General features: G+C 68.0%; 19 protein-coding genes. 12 read left to right on the top strand and 7 right to left on the bottom strand.

The window, feature by feature from the left end:
• Positions 1 to 30: 30 nt before the first annotated feature.
• The 5 genes from QTI45_RS01930 to QTI45_RS01910 all read right to left on the bottom strand — a co-directional run bounded on the left by QTI45_RS01930 (position 31) and on the right by QTI45_RS01910 (position 4627).
• A complete protein-coding gene (locus QTI45_RS01930) occupies positions 31 to 741 on the bottom strand; it encodes an ABC transporter ATP-binding protein (RefSeq protein WP_286371421.1) in 711 nt (236 codons plus the stop codon).
• Positions 738 to 1508 (bottom strand): ABC transporter ATP-binding protein, encoded by a 771-nt coding sequence (locus QTI45_RS01925; RefSeq protein ID WP_286653329.1) that lies wholly within the window; start codon positions 1506 to 1508, stop codon positions 738 to 740. Before QTI45_RS01925 ends, QTI45_RS01930 begins: the two co-directional genes overlap by 4 nt.
• Positions 1505 to 2470: a branched-chain amino acid ABC transporter permease gene (locus tag QTI45_RS01920; RefSeq protein ID WP_286371419.1), complete on the bottom strand. Its 966-nt coding sequence runs from the start codon at positions 2468 to 2470 to the stop codon at positions 1505 to 1507. Before QTI45_RS01920 ends, QTI45_RS01925 begins: the two co-directional genes overlap by 4 nt.
• 5 nt (positions 2471 to 2475) lie before the next feature.
• A complete protein-coding gene (locus QTI45_RS01915) occupies positions 2476 to 3336 on the bottom strand; it encodes a branched-chain amino acid ABC transporter permease (protein WP_286371418.1) in 861 nt (286 codons plus the stop codon).
• An 85-nt stretch (positions 3337 to 3421) separates the two neighbouring features.
• A complete protein-coding gene (locus tag QTI45_RS01910) occupies positions 3422 to 4627 on the bottom strand; it encodes an ABC transporter substrate-binding protein (RefSeq protein WP_286371417.1) in 1206 nt (401 codons plus the stop codon).
• Between the two features lie 208 nt (positions 4628 to 4835).
• Between QTI45_RS01910 and QTI45_RS01905 the strand changes: the two genes are divergently transcribed.
• Entirely contained in the window at positions 4836 to 5600 is a 765-nt protein-coding gene (locus tag QTI45_RS01905; RefSeq protein ID WP_286653328.1) for a FadR/GntR family transcriptional regulator, read from the top strand.
• A gap of 20 nt (positions 5601 to 5620) precedes the next feature.
• Here QTI45_RS01905 and QTI45_RS01900 read toward each other — a convergent pair whose 3' ends face one another.
• The gene (locus QTI45_RS01900) at positions 5621 to 6577 is read right to left on the bottom strand and encodes a LysR family transcriptional regulator (RefSeq protein WP_286653327.1); all 957 of its coding nucleotides are present in this window, start codon (positions 6575 to 6577) and stop codon (positions 5621 to 5623) included.
• A 106-nt stretch (positions 6578 to 6683) separates the two neighbouring features.
• Here QTI45_RS01900 and aptA point away from each other — a divergent pair, with 106 nt between their 5' ends.
• The 3 genes from aptA (at position 6684) to QTI45_RS01885 (ending at position 10246) form a co-directional block, all read left to right on the top strand.
• The gene (gene aptA / locus QTI45_RS01895; RefSeq protein WP_286371414.1) at positions 6684 to 8039 is read left to right on the top strand and encodes an omega-aminotransferase AptA; all 1356 of its coding nucleotides are present in this window, start codon (positions 6684 to 6686) and stop codon (positions 8037 to 8039) included.
• A 72-nt stretch (positions 8040 to 8111) separates the two neighbouring features.
• The gene (locus QTI45_RS01890) at positions 8112 to 9188 is read left to right on the top strand and encodes a PLP-dependent cysteine synthase family protein (RefSeq protein WP_286371413.1); all 1077 of its coding nucleotides are present in this window, start codon (positions 8112 to 8114) and stop codon (positions 9186 to 9188) included.
• Between the two features lie 2 nt (positions 9189 to 9190).
• Positions 9191 to 10246: a lipocalin-like domain-containing protein gene (locus QTI45_RS01885; protein WP_286371412.1), complete on the top strand. Its 1056-nt coding sequence runs from the start codon at positions 9191 to 9193 to the stop codon at positions 10244 to 10246.
• A gap of 4 nt (positions 10247 to 10250) precedes the next feature.
• Here the strand turns inward: QTI45_RS01885 and andR are convergent, their stop codons facing one another.
• On the bottom strand, positions 10251 to 11264 hold the full coding sequence (gene andR / locus QTI45_RS01880; RefSeq protein ID WP_286371411.1) for an anthranilate 1,2-dioxygenase regulatory protein AndR: 1014 nt from the start codon (positions 11262 to 11264) through the stop codon (positions 10251 to 10253).
• Between the two features lie 160 nt (positions 11265 to 11424).
• On the opposite strand from andR, the gene andAc reads away from it, so the two are divergent.
• The 8 genes from andAc to QTI45_RS01840 are packed head-to-tail and all read left to right on the top strand — an operon-like array spanning position 11425 to position 18234.
• The gene (andAc, locus tag QTI45_RS01875) at positions 11425 to 12711 is read left to right on the top strand and encodes an anthranilate 1,2-dioxygenase large subunit AndAc (protein ID WP_286371410.1); all 1287 of its coding nucleotides are present in this window, start codon (positions 11425 to 11427) and stop codon (positions 12709 to 12711) included.
• Positions 12712 to 12720: 9 nt separating this feature from the next.
• Complete coding sequence (gene andAd / locus QTI45_RS01870; protein ID WP_286371409.1) at positions 12721 to 13233, top strand: anthranilate 1,2-dioxygenase small subunit AndAd; 513 nt, start codon at positions 12721 to 12723, stop codon at positions 13231 to 13233.
• 17 nt (positions 13234 to 13250) lie between these two features.
• The gene (locus tag QTI45_RS01865) at positions 13251 to 13604 is read left to right on the top strand and encodes a non-heme iron oxygenase ferredoxin subunit (RefSeq protein WP_286371408.1); all 354 of its coding nucleotides are present in this window, start codon (positions 13251 to 13253) and stop codon (positions 13602 to 13604) included.
• 34 nt (positions 13605 to 13638) lie between these two features.
• Positions 13639 to 14832, top strand: a complete 1194-nt coding sequence (locus tag QTI45_RS01860) for an ABC transporter substrate-binding protein (protein ID WP_286371407.1) — start codon at positions 13639 to 13641, stop codon at positions 14830 to 14832.
• A 4-nt stretch (positions 14833 to 14836) separates the two neighbouring features.
• Positions 14837 to 15757 (top strand): branched-chain amino acid ABC transporter permease, encoded by a 921-nt coding sequence (locus QTI45_RS01855; RefSeq protein WP_286371406.1) that lies wholly within the window; start codon positions 14837 to 14839, stop codon positions 15755 to 15757.
• A 4-nt stretch (positions 15758 to 15761) separates the two neighbouring features.
• Positions 15762 to 16751: a branched-chain amino acid ABC transporter permease gene (locus QTI45_RS01850; protein ID WP_286371405.1), complete on the top strand. Its 990-nt coding sequence runs from the start codon at positions 15762 to 15764 to the stop codon at positions 16749 to 16751.
• Complete coding sequence (locus QTI45_RS01845) at positions 16748 to 17512, top strand: ABC transporter ATP-binding protein (protein WP_286371404.1); 765 nt, start codon at positions 16748 to 16750, stop codon at positions 17510 to 17512. The genes QTI45_RS01850 and QTI45_RS01845 overlap by 4 nt, the downstream gene beginning before the upstream one ends.
• Entirely contained in the window at positions 17509 to 18234 is a 726-nt protein-coding gene (locus tag QTI45_RS01840; protein WP_286371403.1) for an ABC transporter ATP-binding protein, read from the top strand. The genes QTI45_RS01845 and QTI45_RS01840 overlap by 4 nt, the downstream gene beginning before the upstream one ends.
• Positions 18235 to 18236 lie beyond the last annotated feature (2 nt).

The following is an 18236-nucleotide window of genomic DNA, read 5'->3' as shown; positions in this document are numbered from 1 at the left end:
GACGAAGAGGTGCGAAAGGCGGGAGCGCGTTCAGGCGAGGCCCACGCCGAGGAAACGGTCCTTCACTTCATGGTCGGCCATGAAGGCGGCGTTACCGGCCTCGTGCACGATCACGCCCTGCTCCACGATGTAGTGGCGGTCGGCGAGCTGCACGCACACCTCGAGGTTCTGTTCGACCAGCAGGATGGCGACGCCGGCCGCCTTGATGGTCTTGAGCTGCGCCACGATCTCCTCGACGATCACCGGTGCCAGGCCTTCCACGGGCTCGTCGAGGATCAGCAGCCGCGGATGGTTCATCAGCGCGCGGCCGATGGCCAGCATCTGCTGCTCGCCGCCCGAGAGTTGCCCGCCGCCGTTGCGGCGACGCTCCTTCAGGCGCGGGAAGATGCGGTAGATATCCTCGAGCTGCCAGGGCGAATCGCGCCGCTGGCCGAGCATCAGGTTTTCTTCCACCGTCAGCAGCTTGAAGATGCCGCGGTGCTCGGGCACCAGGCACACGCCGCGCGTGGCGATGCGGTGCGGCGGCATGCCCGCCACGTCCGCGCCCTGGAAGCGCACGCGCCCGCTGGTGGGCGCGACCGCGCCGGCAATGCTCTTGAGCGTGGTCGACTTGCCCGCACCATTGCGCCCCAGCAGCGTGACGAGCTCGGCCTCGCCCACGGTCATCGACACGCCCTGCAGCACATGGCTCTTGCCGTAGTGCGCGTGCAGCGCCTCGACTTCGAGGATGTTCCCGCTCATGCCTTCCCCCCGGTGATCATGTTGCCCAGATACGCCGTGCGCACGCGCGCGTCGGCGCGAATGTCGCCCGGCAGGCCTTCCGCCAGCACGCGGCCCAGTTGCATGACTGTCACGGTGTCGGAGATGTCCATCACGATGTTCATGTTGTGCTCGATCAGCACCACGGTGTGGGCGTCGCGCAGGCTGCGGATCAGCCGCTTCATGTCATCGAGGTCGTCGATGCCCATGCCCGAAGTCGGCTCGTCCAGGAAGATCGCCTTGGGCTTCGCGGCCAGCGCCATGCCCACTTCGAGCCGGCGCTGCTGGCCGTGCGACAGCACATTGGCCGGCGTGTCGGCCAGCCGCTCGAGGCCGACGCGCGCCAGCACCTGCGCCACCGTCTCGGCGCAGGCACGGCCGCCGACCGGCTCGCGCCAGCAGTTCATGGCCTGCCGCGGCGCGATGCCCTGCGCCGCCACGCGCAGGTTCTCGCGCACCGACAGGCTGGCAAACAAGCTGGTCACCTGGAACGAGCGCGCCATGCCGCGCTGCACGCGCTTGTAGTCGGGCTCGGCAGTCACGTCGTGGCCGTCGAACAGGATGCGGCCGCCCGTGGTGGTGCCGGTGCCCGTGAGCATGTGGAACAGCGTGGTCTTGCCCGCGCCGTTGGGGCCAATCACCGAGTGCACGGTGTTGGGCAGTATCCTCAGGTCGACGCCGCCGAGCGCGGCGAACTTGCCGTAGTGCTTGGTGACGCCGATGGCTTCGATGAGTGCGGATTGCGTCATGCCTTTTCTCCCTGCGCTTCAGGCGCCTTGACCGCGGGCAGTGCCGATGCCTTGCGGAACACGCGCCGCCATGCGGCCTCGCCCAGCCCCCAGAGGCCGCGCTGCATGCCGACGCTCACCCCGATCAGCAGCAAGCCCAGCAGCAGCAGCCATCGTGGCCACAGCGTGGACAGCCAGTCGGCCAGCAGCACATAGAAGGCCGAGCCCAGCACCGAGGCGAAGAGATTCCCGGTGCCGCCGATCACGGTGATGACCAGGATCATCTCGCTGGTGTGGTACTCGGCGTTCGACAACGGTGCGATGCCGGTCATCATCGCGTGCAGCCCGCCCGCCAGGCCGGTGACCGCGCCGGAGATCACGAAGGCCAGCAGCTTGAAGCGCTTGAGGTTGTAGCCCACCGCGGCGGCACGGTCCTCGTTGTCGCGAATGGCGAGCAGCGTGCGGCCGAAGACCGAGTCGGTCACCTTGAGCAGCAGCGCGAAGGCGATCAGGAAGATGACGGCCACGAAGGCGTAGTACCCCCACGGCGTGTCCATGAACGCGGGGCGCGGCACGTCGAGCAGCCCGTTGTCGCCGCCGGTGAGGCCCGACGCCGTGTAAGCCACGAAATAGAACATCTGCGCGAAGGCCAGCGTGAGCATCACGAAGTACGTGCCACGCTGCCGGATCGCAACCCAACCGACCACCGCCGCGCCCAACGCGCCCATGGCAATGGCCGCCAGCAGAGCAAGCGGCATCGGCAATTGCAGCCGCGTGAGCAGGATCGCGATGGTGTAGCTGCCCAGCCCGAAGAAGATGCCCTGCCCGAACGACAGCAGGCCGGTGTAGCCCAGCAGCAGGTTGCAGCCCAGCGCGGCAAGCGCGTAGATCAGCACCTCGCTGGCGAGCGAACCCGAGCGCAGCACCAGCGGCAGTCCCAGCGCGACGATCAGCGCCAGCAGGAATGTGTATTTTCTCGGCATGACCATCATCCTTTGCGGCCGAGCAGGCCATGCGGGCGCAACAGCAGCACGGCGGCCATCGCGATGTAGATCATCAGGCTCGCCCCCGGCGGCCAGATGGTGCTCATGAGGCTCTGCACGATGCCGATGAGCAGGCCGCCGACGAGCGCGCCGCCGAAGCTGCCGAGCCCGCCGATCACCACCACCACGAAGGCCACGCCCAACGCCTCGACGCCCATGAAGGGCTCGGCTCCGCGGATCGGAGCGGCCAGAACGCCGGCCAGCGCCGCTGTCGCCGCGCCGAGCGCGAACACCAGGCTGAACACGCGGAACACGTTGATGCCGAGCAGCGACACCATCTCCGTCGATTCGCTGCCCGCGCGCACGGCGCTGCCCAGGCGCGTGCCTTCGAGCACCCACCAAAGAAGCACGGCCAGCAAGGCGGTGAAGCCGATCACGAACAGCCGGTACTTGGGGTAGACGAAGGCGCCCCACATGACCACGCCCTGCAGCAGGTCGGGCGTCGGCACGCTGTTGCCGAGCGGGCCCCAGAACACGATGACGATTTCCTGCACCGCGAGCGCAAGGCCCACCGTCACGAGGATGTGGAACTCATGCGCCTTGGCGTACACGCGGCGCAGCAGCAGCTTTTCAGCCAGCCAGCCGAGCGCACCGACGAACAGCGGCACCAGCACCAGCGCGACCCAGAAGTTCAGGCCCCACTGCATGGCCTGGAAGCACAGGTAGGCGCCCAGCAGATAGAACGCGCCGTGCGCGAAATTCACGAAGCGCAGCAGGCCGAACACGATGGACAGGCCAACGGCCAGCAGGAAGTACAGCATGCCGATGCCGATTCCGTTGATGGTCTGGAGCAGGTAGACGGTCATAGGGGTCGTGGGTGGCGGTCGGGTGGCAGCCGCCCTCGCCGCACCGGGAGGAACAGTGCGAGCGACGGCAGAACCAGGGAGGGCCTCAGGCCGGCTTGCAGCCGGTCTTGTCGACCGGGAGGAACGACTTGCCGGAACTCACGACATCGACGAAGTCGGCGGGGTTCTTCATCTTCGACTTGGCCTTGCCCTTGAGCAGGTAGTAGTCCTTGATCACCTGGTGGTCGGCCTTGCGGATTTCCTCGATGCCCGTGAGCCCTTCGTACTTCATGCCCTCGAGGGCCGCGATGACGGCCTTCTGGTCGACCGTGCCCGCCTTGACGATGCCGTCGATCAGGATCTTGGTGCAGATGTACGAGCCGGCCAGGCTGTAGTTGGGCACGATCTTGAGTTTGTCGGCGGTGCGCTTCACGAGGTCCTTGTTCAGCGTGGAGTCGGCCGTGTGCCAGTACTGCGCACCGAAGTAGACGTCTTCGCAGAGGTCGGCGCCCAGTTCGTCGAACTGCTCCAGCCCCGAAGCCCAGGCCATCAGGATCGTCATGTTCTTGTGCATGCCGAAGCTCACCGCCTGGCGCAGCGCGGCCGAGGACTGGGCGCCGAAGTTCAGCAGCAGCAGCACGTCGGGCTTGGCCGCCATGGCGTTGGTGAGATAGCCGCTGAATTCCTTCTCGTTGAGCGAGTGGTAGCTGTTGCCCACATGCTCGATGCCCTTCTCCTGGAAGATGTTCTTGGCCGCGCTCAGCAGGCCGTCGCCGAACACGTACTGCGGCGTGATCGTGTACCAGCGCTTGGCATTGGGCAGGGTGGCGATCAGCGGGCGCACCGTCTGCTCGATGGCGCCGAAGGTGGGCACCGACCAGCGGAAGGTGGCGGGGTTGCAGTCCTTGCCCGTGATTTCATCGGCGCCGGCGGTGGTGATGAACAGGCCGCCCGCCTTCTCGGCCTCCTTGCCCATGGCCAGCGCTTCCGACGACAGGATGCCGCCCGCGAAGAACCTGGTGCCCTGCTGCTGCAAGGCTTCCTGCACCTTGCGCACGGCGGTCGCGGGCTTGCCCTCGGTGTCGAGCACCGTGTAGGCCAGCGGGCGCTTGAGCACGCTGCCGTACTGCTCGATGGCCAGCTTCATGCCCAGGTCGGCGTACTTGCCGTTGGCCGCGAACGCGCCGGACATCGGAACCGGGCAGCCGAAGCGGATCGCATCGGCCGACTGGGCAACGGCGGCGCGGCCGGTCAGCAAGGAAGCGGGTGCGGCCGACAGGGCGGCGAGCTGGAGAAGGTGTCTGCGTTGCATGGGGAAACTCCGTTCGTGGTGGTGATGCAAGGAAAAGGGCTGCCGGCGATTGCTGGCGAATTTAAGCGGATAAATAGGATTAATATGCTGGTAAAAACCCGCTAGCAATCGCCGTGCCCAAAACCAAGCTCGCCTCTTCGATGACCCCGTTTAAGATCGCGCGCTGTTGCGCATCCCGCGCATCTCCCGATGGGCATGGAGCGTGTGCATGACAGTGGGGCAACACCGCCCAAAGCGGCAAAAGCTCTCGGACGTCATCGTCGAAGACGTCAAGCGCTGGATCGTGGCGGAGCGCAAGCAGCCCGGCGACCGGCTACCGAACGAGAAGGAACTGATCGAGCTTTTCGGCTACTCGAAGAGCACGGTGCGCGAGGCATTGAAGGCGCTGGAAGTCCGGGGCCTCATCGCCATTCGCACCGGCCCTGGCGGAGGGGCGTACCTGCAGCAGGTGTCGGTCGACCATGCGTCGGAGCCGCTGCGCAACTTCCTGCACTTCCATCATCTGGACGGGCACCACATCTACCAATTGCGCAAGGTGCTGGAACCCGAATTGGCCGCGAGCGTGGTCGGGCGTCTGACGCCCGAACAGTTCGAACGGCTCGAAGACAACGTGCGCCTGTGCACGATCGAGCCGGGCAACGAGGACGAACTGCGCACGCAGCGCGAGGCCGAACTCGCTTTTCACACCCTGTTGGCCGAAGCCTGCCCCAATCCGGTGCTCTCCTTCATGTGCCGCTTTCTCAACGACCTGCTGCGCGACCTCGTGGTCTACAAGAAGGCACTGGACCATCACCACTTCGGAGAAACCAACGTGGACTACCACACGCAACTTCTGGCGGCCTATCGCAAGGAAGATGCGGACGAAGTGCGCCGCTTGATGGCCGAGCACATGGTCGATGCGGAGGCGCACATGCACGAGATGGAGGCGCACATCGGGGCCCGGCACCTGTTGCTTCCCAGCGGACAGCGCTAGGCAGCGGGCACGGTCGATCGTCAAGCGTGGGCTTGCTCCAGACAAGCCTGAAACGCCAACACCGCCCGTGAAGGCTTCGGCGACCGCCGCAGCAAGCTCACGAACTTGCACGCGTAGTTGAAGCGTGCCGGCAGTACGGCCTTCATCAGTCCCCGCTGCTCGAACACTTGCGCGTAGTGGTCCGGCAGGAAGCCCAGGAAACGCCCCGACAGGATCAGCGTCGCGATCGCCTCCTGGTCGAAACCCGTGGCGTTGCGCGACAGCCGAGCCCGGTGGCTCAGCTCCATGTTCGGCGAGTGATACCCGAGTCCCGCGAAATGGTGCTCGCCAAGCTTCGACCAGCTGAGCTTCGCATGGGGGCGGTCGAACAGCGGATGGCCCTTGCCGCAGTACAGCAGCATCGTCTCGTCGAACAAGTCGGCGTACACCAGGCTCTTCGAGGCGCGGTGCGCAGGAATGATGCCGATCTGGAAGTTGCCCTCCAGCACGCCCTGCTCGATCGCGTTGATCGAGCCCACGTGCACCGCCAGGTTCACCTCGGGCGCCATCTCGGTGAAGCGCGCGATGGCCTCGCCGATGCGCGCCTTCGGGTTGGTCGCCGTCTTGTCGAACAGCGCCACCTCCAACTGTCCGCCCATGCGGTTGTGGATGTCGTCGATGCTCCCGCGAAAGGCGTCGACCGAGGCCAGCAGCCGAAGGGTCTCGTCGTACACGCGCTGCCCTTCTGCGGTGAGCGCGAAGCCGGCCCGGCCGCGCCGGCACAGCACCAGGCCGAGCCGCGTTTCCAGGTCCTTCACGTGCCGGCTGACGGTGGAGGTGCCGATGTTCAATTCCAGCTCGGCGGCCGCCATCCCGCCGCAGTCGACCACGCTCTTGAACACCTTGAGCAGGCGCAGGTCCATGTCACTGAGCTGCCCCAGCACCGCGCGGCTGCGGGTGCCAGGGGCAGCGATTTCGCCTTCGGCTTTTACTTGCATGAATTGTCAAGTGAACATTGATATCGCGCCATTCTCCACACTGAAGGCTCTGCGAACAATCGGCGCATCCCATCACCCCCGGAGCCCGCCCAGCGCGGGAAGCGCCATGACCCTTGCAGCACCCGCCATCGAACCGACGCCCGCTCTTCGCACCGACGCCGCCTGGCTCGACGCGCACTGGATGCCCTACACCGGCAACCGCAACTTCAAGGCCGATCCGCGGATCATCGTGGAGGCCAAGGGCGCCTACTTCACCGACAGCGACGGTCGCAAGATCTTCGATGGCCTGTCGGGCCTGTGGTGCTCGGGCCTGGGCCATGGCCGCCCCGAAATCACCGAAGCGGTGAGCCGCCAGATCGCCAGGCTCGACTACTCGCCTGCCTTCCAGTTCGGCCACCCGCTATCGTTCGAACTGGCCAACAAGATCAAGGAACTGACGCCCGCGGGCCTCGACTACGTGTTCTTCACCGGCTCGGGCTCCGAAGCCGCCGACACCTCGCTGAAGATGGCGCGCGCCTACTGGCGCACCAAGGGCCTGGCGAGCAAGACGCGACTGATCGGCCGCGAGAAGGGTTACCACGGCGTCAACTTCGGCGGCATCTCGGTCGGTGGCATCGCCGCCAACCGCAAGCTGTTCGGCCAGGGCGTCGAAGCCGACCACCTGCCGCACACACAGCTCGCATCGAACGCCTTCACGCGCGGCATGGCCGACAGTGGCGCCGAGTTGGCCGACCGCCTGCTCGACCTGATCGCCTTGCACGACGCCTCGAACATCGCGGCCGTGATCGTGGAACCCTTCGCGGGTTCGGCCGGTGTGGTGATTCCGCCCAAGGGCTATCTGAAGCGCCTGCGCGACATCTGCACGGCGAACAACATCCTGCTGATCTTCGACGAAGTGATCACCGGTTTCGGACGTTGCGGCGCGCTCACGGGCGCCGATGCCTTCGGCGTGACGCCCGACATCATGAACATCGCCAAGCAGGTCACCAACGGCGCGCAACCGCTGGGTGCCGTGGTCGCCAGCAAGGACATCCATGACACTTTCATGGCCGCAGGCGGTCCGGACTACATGCTCGAGTTCCCGCACGGCTACACCTACGGCGCGCATCCGGTGGCCTGCGCAGCGGGCATCGCCGCACTCGACGTGCTGCAGAAGGAAGACATGATCGGCCGCGTGCAGGCGCTGGCCCCGCACTTCGAGAATGCGGTGCACAGCCTCAGAGGCAGCAAGCACGTGACCGACATCCGCAACTACGGTCTGGCCGCCGGTCTCACGATCGCCGCCTTGCCTGGCGAACCCGCACGGCGGCCCTACGAAATCGCAATGAACTGCTGGAAGAAGGGCTTCTACGTGCGCTTTGGCGGCGACACGATTCAGCTCGCACCGCCCTTCATTGCCGAGAAGGCCGAGATCGACCGCATGGTCAACGCGCTGGCCGACGCCCTGGCCGAAACCAACTGATCACGGCATCGAGAACGTCGAGCACGCGGGCTACGCGTGCTCGAGCTGCCTGGAGACGGGTCAACGGCGACAATGCAGCCGATGAACGCCCCACTTTCCGCCAGCGGCTGGCTGAGCCAGGCGATCCTGCGCATCGAGGCCGACTACCTGCGCAGCGCCGACACCCACCTGATCCCGCTGCGCCTGCCGGTCTTCGCCGCCGACGGCATCGACCTCTACCTCAAGGACGAATCGACGCACCCGACCGGCAGCCTCAAGCATCGGCTCGCGCGCTCGCTGTTCCTCTATGCACTGTGCAACGGATGGATCGCCGAGGGCACGACGATCGTCGAAGCCTCGAGCGGTTCGACCGCGGTCAGCGAGGCCTACTTCGCGCGGCTGCTCGGCCTGCCCTTCGTTGCCGTGATGCCGCGCAGCACCTCGCCCGAGAAGGCGGCGCAGATCGCCTTCCACGGCGGGCGCTGCCATTTCGTCGCGCACGCGGGCCAGGTCTACGACGAGGCGCGCACGCTGGCCGAGCAGTGCGGCGGCCACTACATGGACCAGTTCACCTACGCCGAGCGCGCCACCGACTGGCGCGGCAACAACAACATCGCCGAGAGCATGTTCCAGCAGATGGCGCGCGAAAGGCATCCGGTGCCGTCCTGGATCGTGGTCGGCGCCGGCACCGGCGGCACCAGCGCGACGATCGGGCGCTACCTGCGCTTTCGCCGCCACGCCACGCAGGTGTGCGTGGCCGACCCCGAGGGCTCGGTGTTCTCCGCCTTCCACGCCAGCGGCGACGCCACGCTGACGGCACCCGGCTCACGCATCGAAGGCATCGGCCGGCCGCGCGTGGAGCCAAGCTTCGTGCGCACGCTGGTCGACCGCATGATCGAAGTGCCCGACCTGGAGTCGATCGCCGCGATGCGCTCGCTCTCGGCGCTGCTGGGGCGCAAGGTCGGCCCGTCGACCGGCACCAACTTCGTCGGCATGCTGGCTCTGGCCGGCGAAATGCGGGCCAGCGGCCAGCAGGGTTCGATCCTGTCGCTGCTGTGCGATGCGGGCGAGCGCTACCTGCCGAGCTACCACGATGCCGAATGGGTCCGCCGTACTTTCGGCGACATCGACGAAGCGCAACGGCGCATCGACGCCGCGCTGGCGGGTTGAGCATGCTGCCGATCGGCCTGTCGCGCCGCCTGCTGCTGCTGTCGGCATTGACGGCCCCGGCGGCCTGGGCGCTGCCGCCGCGCACGCTGCAGTTCCCGCGCGACTGCGGCAGCCACCCCGAACTGCGCACCGAATGGTGGTACATCACGGGCCATGCCGATGCCGGTGCACGCGCATTCGGCTTCCAGCTGACCTTCTTCCGCTCGCGCATCGATGCCACGCAGGCCATGAAGTCGGAGTTCGCGGCGAAGCAGCTGATCTTCGCGCATGCGGCAATCACCGACCTCGAAGGCCGCAAGCTGTGGCACGACCAGCGCATCGCGCGCGCCGGCTTCGGCATCGCGTCGGCATCGGAAGCCGACACCGACGTCCGCCTGCGCGACTGGTCGCTCGTGCGCGACGGCAGCGGCTATGCGGCGCGGCTGCCGGCCTCGGGCTTCGCGATCGACCTGCGCTTCGCGCCGACCCAGCCGCTGCTGCTGCAAGGCAGCGCCGGCCTCTCGCGCAAGGGCCCCGAGCCCGAGCAGGCCAGCTACTACTACAGCGAGCCGCAGCTCGCGGCCTCGGGCAGCCTGACGGTGCAGGGGAAGCGCTTCGAGGTCCAGGGCCGCGCCTGGCTCGACCACGAATGGAGCGAGGCGCTGATGCATCCCGAAGCCGTGGGCTGGGACTGGATCGGCATGAACCTGTTCGACGGCGGCGCCCTGACGGCCTTCAGGCTCAGGCGCCGCGACGGCAGCGCGCTGTGGCACGGCGGCTCGCTGCGCAGCGCCGACGGCCGGCTGCAGGTGTTCGGGCCCGAGGCGCTGCGCTTCGAGGCCGAGCACCGCTGGACCAGCCCGCGAACCCGCGCCGTCTATCCGACGCGATGGCGCATCGACACGCCCGCCGGAAGCTTCGGCGTGCGGGCCCTGCTCGACGACCAGGAACTCGACGGCCAGGGCTCGACCGGTACCGTGTACTGGGAAGGCCTCAGTGAGCTGCTGGATGCGAACGGCAAGCCGGTGGGCCGCGGCTACCTCGAACTCACCGGCTACGCGCAGGCATTGAAGCTGTAGGCGTTCAGAGATTCGCCTGCAGCGTGACCGACGGCGACTCGCCGAAGCGCCGGCTGTAGGCCTGCGAGAAGCGCCCCAGGTGCACGAAGCCGCAGTCCAGCGCCACGGCCGATACGCGCGTCGCCGCATCCGGCCGCTGCAGCCGCCGGTGCGCGAGTTCGAGCCGCATCTCTTTCAGGTACTGCATCGGCGAGTGGTCCCGAAAGCGCTTGAAGGAATCGAGCAGCGTGCGCACCGGCACCTGGGCCGCCTGCGCGATGTCGGCCAGGCACATCGGCTCCTCGACATGCGATTGCATGTAGGCTTCGGCACGGTGCACGCAGGCCGATGCGATGCCGCGCGCCGCGCGTGGCTCCGGCGCGGCCGCGCGACGGCCCTGGCCTTCGAGCAGCAGCAGCACCAGCAGCCGTTCGAGCTCGACCGCGATCAGCGGATTGCGCTGCGCCGATGCCAGCAGGAAGGGCGAGGTCGCCATCGCGCGCAGCTGCTCGAGCCAGGGCTGCAGCTCGGGCCGGCGCAGGTCGAGCTCCTCGTTGAAGTGCAGCTCGCCGCCGGCGTGGCCCTGCACCATCGCGCGGTCCAGCCGCACCACGAACTGCTCGCAGTCCGGTGACAGCGCCGCGCTGAAATCGCGGCCCGGGGCGCAGACGATGCCTTCGTGCGTGCTGGCCGCGATCGCGCGGCCGTCGACCCGCGTCTCGGCCCGGCCGCGCAGGCAGAACATCAGCAGGTGGTAGTCGTCGATCGCATCGACTTCGAGCTGCACGGCCTCGCCGAAATCGATGGTGCCGAGGCCGATGCCGCCGACGCGGACGAAATCCATGTGCGAGCTCGCGCCGCCATCGGCACGGCCGCCGACGCGCCACACCTCGTGCGGCTGCATCACGCGCGAGATGCGCTCGCGCGCCTCGTCGAGGTCGCGCGACTCGAACAGCCGGTTCGATCGCAGCACGCTGGGCTCGAAGGCGCCCATCCGGTGCGCCGACAGGGCGGGAGCGGCGGCGATGGCGGGAGTCATGAACCGATTTCAGCAAGAAGCGAGCCAAAGCGCCGCACGGTTCTCGCGCGATCCGGACAGGCCACCGCCGATGCTGCGCGAATCGGATAGCCGGCCGCCGATGGCTTCCGAAGAATGGACTGCACGCTGCAAGGCACAGCACCCGACCCGGAGCCCCACCATGAATCAGATCGTCGACACCAGCGCACTGCGCCCCTCGCCCGACCGGCTGCCAGCGGCCAGTTCGGTGCATTTCCCGCGCGCGGATGGTTCCCGCGTGCCCTACAAGGTCTTCAGCTCGCAGGAGGTCTACGAGCGCGAGCAGGAGCGCATCTTCCGCGGGCCGGTGTGGAACTTCGTCGCCCTCGAGGCCGAGATCCCGAAGCCCGGCGACTACAAGAGCACCTTCGTCGGCGACACGCCGGTGGTCGTCACGCGCACGCCCGAAGGCACGCTGGCGGCCTGGGTCAACCGCTGCGCGCACCGCGGCGCCACCGTCTGCCGCCACGCGCGCGGCAACGCGAAGTCGCACACCTGCGTCTACCACCAGTGGAGCTACGACGCCGCCGGCAAGCTCGAAGGCGTGCCCTTCCGGCGCGGCCAGAAGGACGTGGCCGGCATGCCGGCCGACTTCGACCCGAAGAACCACAGCCTGCGCCAGCTGCGCGTGGACAGCTACAAGGGCCTGGTGTTCGCGAGCTTCAGCGACCGCACGCCGCCGCTCTTCGACTACATCGGCGAGCAGATGCGCCCCTGGGTCGACCGCATCTTCCACAAGCCGATCGTCTACCTGGGCTGCACGCGCCAGTACGCGCACTCGAACTGGAAGCTCTACTACGAGAACGTGAAGGACCCGTACCACGCGAGCATGCTGCACCTGTTCCACACGACCTTCAACATCTTCCGCGTCGGCATGCAGGCGCGCTCGCTGCCCGATGCGACGCACGGGCTGCACAGCATCATCACCGCGACCAAGAAGGACGACAGCGACACCGCGAGCGCCTACAAGCAGCAGACCATCCGCTCGATGGACGACGGCTTCCACCTCGAGGACGACTCGGTGCTCGGCTTCGTGAAGGAGTTCGAGGAAGACTGCACCAACCACATCCAGACCCTCTTCCCGCAGCTGGTGATCCAGCAGATCCACAACACGCTGGTGGCGCGCCAGGTGCTGCCCAAGGGGCCGGACCAGTTCGAGCTGGTGTTCCATTTCTTCGGCTACGAGGACGACACGCCCGAGCTGCGCGCGCTGCGCATCAAACAGGCCAACCTGGTCGGCCCGGCCGGCTACATCTCGATGGAAGACACCGAGGCCACCGAGATGGTGCAGCGCGGCACGGTGCGCGACGGCGAGACCACCTCGGTGATGGACATGGGCCTGGCCAAGCCCGACCAGATCGACACGCTGATCACCGAGAGCCTGATCCGCAAGTTCTGGATGGGCTATCAAAAGCTCATGGACTACTGAAGGCACGCCATGAACATGATGACCATCGAACAAGCCGCCCCCACCGCGATCGAATCGATCGTGCTGTGGTTCGAGATCCAGCAGCTGCAGGAGCGCTACTGCGCCGCTCTCGACAACGACCGCCTCGAGGAGTGGGCCACGCTCTTCACCGAGGACTGCCTGTACGAGATCGTGCCGAAGGAAAACGCCGACATGGGGCTGCCGATCGGTGTCATCCACTGCGACAACCAGCGCATGCTGCGCGACCGCGTGCTGTCGCTGCGCCACGCCAACATCTACGAGGAACACGCCTCGCGCCACCTGACTTCAGGCCTGCGGCTGAGCCGCGTCGACGACGACACGGTCGATGCCGAGTCGAGCTACGTGGTGGTGCAGACGCGCACCAACGGCGAGTCCTTCGTCTACCAGGCCGGCCGCTACCTCGACCGCGTGGTGCGCACGCCCGAGGGCTGGCGCTACCAGAAGCGGCGCGCCATCTACGACACCTCCCGCGTGCAGACCCTGCTCGCGACGCCGATCTGAAGACGGGAAAGAACACGATGAACGACACCTCCGCACTCGCGGCCGCCCAGGCGCTCGACTGGCACGACGTCGGCGAGCCCGACGACTTCCCCGATGGCGCGGTCTGGCCCGTGATCGCCGCAGGCACGCCGATTGCTGTGTTCCGCCAGGGCGAAGCGCTGCATGCGCTGCACGACCTGTGCACGCACGGCAACGCGCGGCTGTCCGACGGCTACGTCGAGAACGGCTGCATCGAGTGCCCGCTGCACCAGGGCCTGTTCGACATCTGCACCGGCGAGACGCGCGGCGGCCCGGTGACCGAAGCGGTGCGCAGCTTTCCGGTGCAGGTGCGCGCGGGCCGCGTCGAGGTCGGCGTGCCCGCTGCCGATTGATCCCTTCTCTTCCTTTCATCAAACCACCATCGCCATGAACGCCACACTCCCGATGCCCTCCCTCCGTCGCAGCGCGGCCGCGCTCGCAGCCTTCGCGCTGAGCGCCGGCGCGCTCGCCGCCGACCCGATCAAGGTCGGCCTCGCACTCGACATCTCGGGCCCTTTCGCGACCGGCGGCGCCGAGGCGCGCGACGGCATCAACCTGGCGGTCAAGCTGCTGGGCAACAAGCTCGGCGGCCAGCCCGCGGAGTTCCTGCAGGCCGACACGGCGGGCAGCCCCGACCAGGCCAAGCAGGTCGTGGATCGCTTCATCCAGCGCGACAAGATCGACTTCTTCACCGGCCCGACGCCGTCGAACGTGGCGCTCGCCGTGGGCCCGACACTGTTCGCGGCCAAGGTGCCTTTCGTCACCAGCAACCCGGGACCGAGCCAGTACGCGGGCGCGCAATGCAACCCCTACTTCTTCGGCTCCGCCTACCAGAACGACACCTGGGACGAGGCCGCCGGCAAGTACGCGACCGAGAAAGGCTTCAAGAGCGCCGTGCTGATCGCGCCCAACTACCCGGCCGGCCGCGACCACCTGACGGGCTTCAAGCGCCGCTTCACCGGCAACGTGGCCGGCGAGATCTACAGCAAGGTCGGCCAGCTCGACTACGCGGCCGAGCTGGCGCAGATGCGCGCGGCCAAGCCCGAGGCGGTGTTCTTCTTCCTGCCCGGTGCGATGGGCATCAACTTCATCAAGCAGTTCGTGGCCTCGGGCCTGTCCAAGGACATCACGCTGGTGACCACGCCGGCCTCCGCCGACGAGGACACGATCGCCGCCGTCGGCGAGCCGATGCTCGGCCTGTTCAGCACCTCGCAGTGGTCGCATGACCTGCCGAACGCAGCCAACGAGAAGTTCGTGGCCGAGTTCCGCCGCGCCTACAACCGCTACCCGACCTTCTACGCGGCGCAGGCCTACGACGTGATCATGGCGCTCGACGCCGCGGTGCGCGACGTCGGCGGCAAGGTGCAGGACAAGCCGGCGGTGCTCAAGGCGCTGAAGGCGGCCAAATTCGACTCCGTGCGCGGCCCCTTCAAGTACGGCAACAACAACTTCCCGGTGCAGGACTACTACCTGCGCGTGATCGGCAAGAACAGCGAAGGCAAGATCACCAACCGCACGCTCTCGACGCCGCTCAAGGCCTATCGCGATGCCTACTTCGAACAGTGCCCGCTGAAGTCCTGAGCGCATGACGGCGACCCTCCTCATCGAGCAGCTGCTCAACGGCCTCGGCTACGGCCTGATGCTGTTCCTGCTCGCCGCCGGCCTGACGCTGGTGTTCGGCATCATGGACGTGATGAACCTCGCGCACGGCTCGCTGTTCATGGGCGGCGCCTACGTCGCGGCCGAGGTGCACACGCACAACGGCTCCTTCGTGGCGGCGGTGCTGGTGGCGATCGCGGTGGTGGTGATGGTCGCGCTGCTGCTCGAGGTGTTCCTGGTGCGCCGGCTGTATGGCCGCGACCACCTGTCGCAGGTGCTCGCGACCTTCGGCCTGATCCTGATCGCCGACGACCTCGTGAAGATGATCTGGGGACCTTCGCCGGTGATGGCCTCGGCGCCGGCCGCGCTGTCGGGGCCGGTCGAGCTGCTGCCCGGCCTCTTCTACCCGGCCTACCGCATCGTGCTGCTGGCCGCCGGCGTGGCGGTGGCGCTGGGCCTTTACCTGCTGGTCAACCGCACGCGCATCGGGATGGTGGTGCGCGCCGGGGCGTCGAACCGCGCGATGGCCGAGTTCATGGGCGTGCGCGTCGGCCGCGTGTTCTCGCTGGTGTTCCTGCTCGGGGCGGCGCTGGCGGCGCTGGCGGGCGCGCTGATGGGGCCGATCACGGCCGTGCAGATCGGCATGGGCGAGGACATCCTGATCCCGTCGCTGGTGGTGCTGGTGATCGGCGGCATCGGCTCGATCCGCGGCGCCCTGGTCGCGGCGCTGCTGGTCGGCCTGGTCGACACCATCGGCCGGGCCTTCGTGCCGATGCTGCTGGCGACCGCGCTGCCGCCGACCGTGGTCTCCGACCTCGCACCGGCCATCGCAGGCCTCGCGACCTACGCCCTGATGGCCGGCGTGCTGGTCTTCAAGCCGGCCGGGCTGTTCCCGGCACGGGGCTGATCCCATGACCCAAGACAAACTCGCATCGACCGCCGCGCGCTGGGCGCCGTGGCTTGCCCTGGCGCTGCTGGCGGCCTTTCCGCTGCTGGCGCCCGCCCTCGGCCTGGACTTCTATGTCGGCTTCGTGCGCCGCGCGCTGATCTTCGCGCTGGCCGCCGCAGGGCTCAACTTCATCCTCGGCTTCGGCGGCATGGCGGCGCTGGGCCATGCCGGCTTCATCGGCGTCGGCGCCTATGCGCTGGTGGCGCTGGCCGAGTCTGGCGTGCATTCGGCCTGGATCCTTTGGCCGGCCGCGGTCGCGGTCGCCGCCGGCGCGGCGGCCCTGATCGGCCTGGTGGCGCTGCGCACGCGCGGCGTCTACTTCATCATGATCACGCTGGCCTTCGCGCAGATGCTCTACTTCATCGCGGTCTCGCTGCGGGTCTACGGCGGCGACGACGGCTACAACCTGCCGGCGCGCCCGACCCTGGGCCTGGGCCTCGACCTCGCGCACGAGCCCACGCTCTACTGGGTGGTGCTGGCCCTGTTCGCCGGCATCATGGCCCTGCTGAACCGTGCCACCTTGTCCCGCTTCGGCCACGCGCTGACCGGCATCCGCGACAACGAGACCCGCATGCAAGCCATGGGCTACCCGGTGTTCCGGCTGCGCCTGGCGGCCTTCGCGATCGCCGGCGCGATCGCCGGACTGGCCGGCGCGCTGCTGGTCACGAACAACAGCTTTGTGAGCCCGGCCGTGATGCACTGGACGCAATCGGCCACGCTGATCGTGATGGTCGTCATCGGCGGCGTCGGCCGCCGCTGGGGCGGACCGGTTGGCGCCGGCGTCTGGATCCTGCTGGAGGAGATCACCCGGCAGCACACCGACTACTGGCACCTGCCGCTGGGCGTGCTGCTGCTGCTGATCGTCTTCCTGGCGCCGCGCGGCCTGGTCGCGGTGCTGCAGCGCAAGCCGCGCGCGGCACTCGCTGCAACCCCCGCAGGAGCAACCGAATGAGCCTCTTCAAGGTAGCAGGCCTGGTCAAGCGCTTCGGCGCGCTGCTGGCGACCGACCACGTGGACCTCGAGGTGCAGGCCGGCGAAATCCATGCCCTCATCGGCCCCAATGGCGCCGGCAAGTCGACCCTGGTCAACCTGATCTCCGGCCTGCATGCGCCCGACGCCGGCAGCATCGTGCTCGACGGCGTGGCACTCGCCGGGCTGCCGATGCACAAGCGCGTCGAGGCCGGGCTCTCGCGCTGCTTCCAGATCACGAGCATCTTCCGCGACGCCACGGTGCGCGACAACCTGCTGCTCGCGGCGCAGGCGCATGCGGGCAGTTCGCTGCGCTTCCTGCGCCCGCGCGATGCCGAGCCGGCCTTGTTCGAGGTGGCCCGGGCGCTGGCCGAGCGCGTCGGCCTCGCAGGCCAGCTCGAGCGCATCGCGGGCGCCCTGCCCCACGGCGCCCAGCGCAAGCTCGACGTCGCCTTGGCCCTGGCCGCACGCCCGAAGCTGCTGCTGCTCGACGAGCCGATGGCCGGCATGGGGCCGGAAGATTCGGAGCGCATGACCGAGTTGATCCACAGCCTGCGCGGCGACATGGCGATCCTGCTGATCGAGCACGACATGAAGGCCGTGTTCGCGCTGGCCGACCGGATCTCCGTGCTGGTCTACGGCCGCGTGCTGGTGGCCGGCGACGCGGCCACGATCAAGGGGCATCCTCAAGTGCAGGCGGTGTACCTGGGCACCGAGGACGAAGCGGTCGAGGCAACGGCATGAGCGACTCTTCACCACGCGCACTGCTGGCGGCCCGCGGTCTGGAGGCCGGCTACGGCGCCAGCCAGGTGCTGTTCGGCATCGACCTCGACATCCTGCCCGGCACCGTGACCACGCTGCTCGGGCGCAACGGCATGGGCAAGAGCACGACGATCAAGACGCTGATCGGCGCCCTCGCGCTGCGCGCCGGCGACATCCAATTCGGCGGCCAGCCGACCCGCGGCATGGCGCCCGATGCGATCGCGCGGCTGGGCGTCGCGATCGTGCCCGAGGGCCGCCAGTGCTTCCCGAACCTCAGCGTGCGGGAGCACCTGGTGGCCTTCGCGGACAACCGCAACGGCCTGCGCGACCACTGGACGCTGGAGCGGCTGTGGACGCTGTTCCCGCGCCTGCGCGAGCGCGCCGGCCACATGGGCAACCAGCTGTCGGGCGGCGAGCAGCAGATGCTGGCGATCGCGCGCGCGCTGTCGACCAACCCGCGCCTGCTGATCCTCGACGAGGCCACCGAAGGCCTGGCCCCGGTGATCCGCGAAGAGATCTGGCGCTGCCTGCGCCAGTTGAAGGAAGCCGGCCAGACGATCCTGGTGGTCGACAAGTACATCGACCGGCTGCTGGCCCTGGCCGACCACCACGTGGTGCTGGAACGCGGCCGCGTCGTGTGGCGGGGCGACTCGGCGGCGCTGGACGGCGACCGCACGGTCTGGCGCGACTACCTGGGGGTCTGAAG

This window comes from Variovorax saccharolyticus, from assembly GCF_030316765.1.
GTDB classification, from domain to species: Bacteria; Pseudomonadota; Gammaproteobacteria; order Burkholderiales; family Burkholderiaceae_C; genus Variovorax; species Variovorax saccharolyticus.
This window is presented reverse-complemented; position numbering and strand designations above follow the sequence as displayed.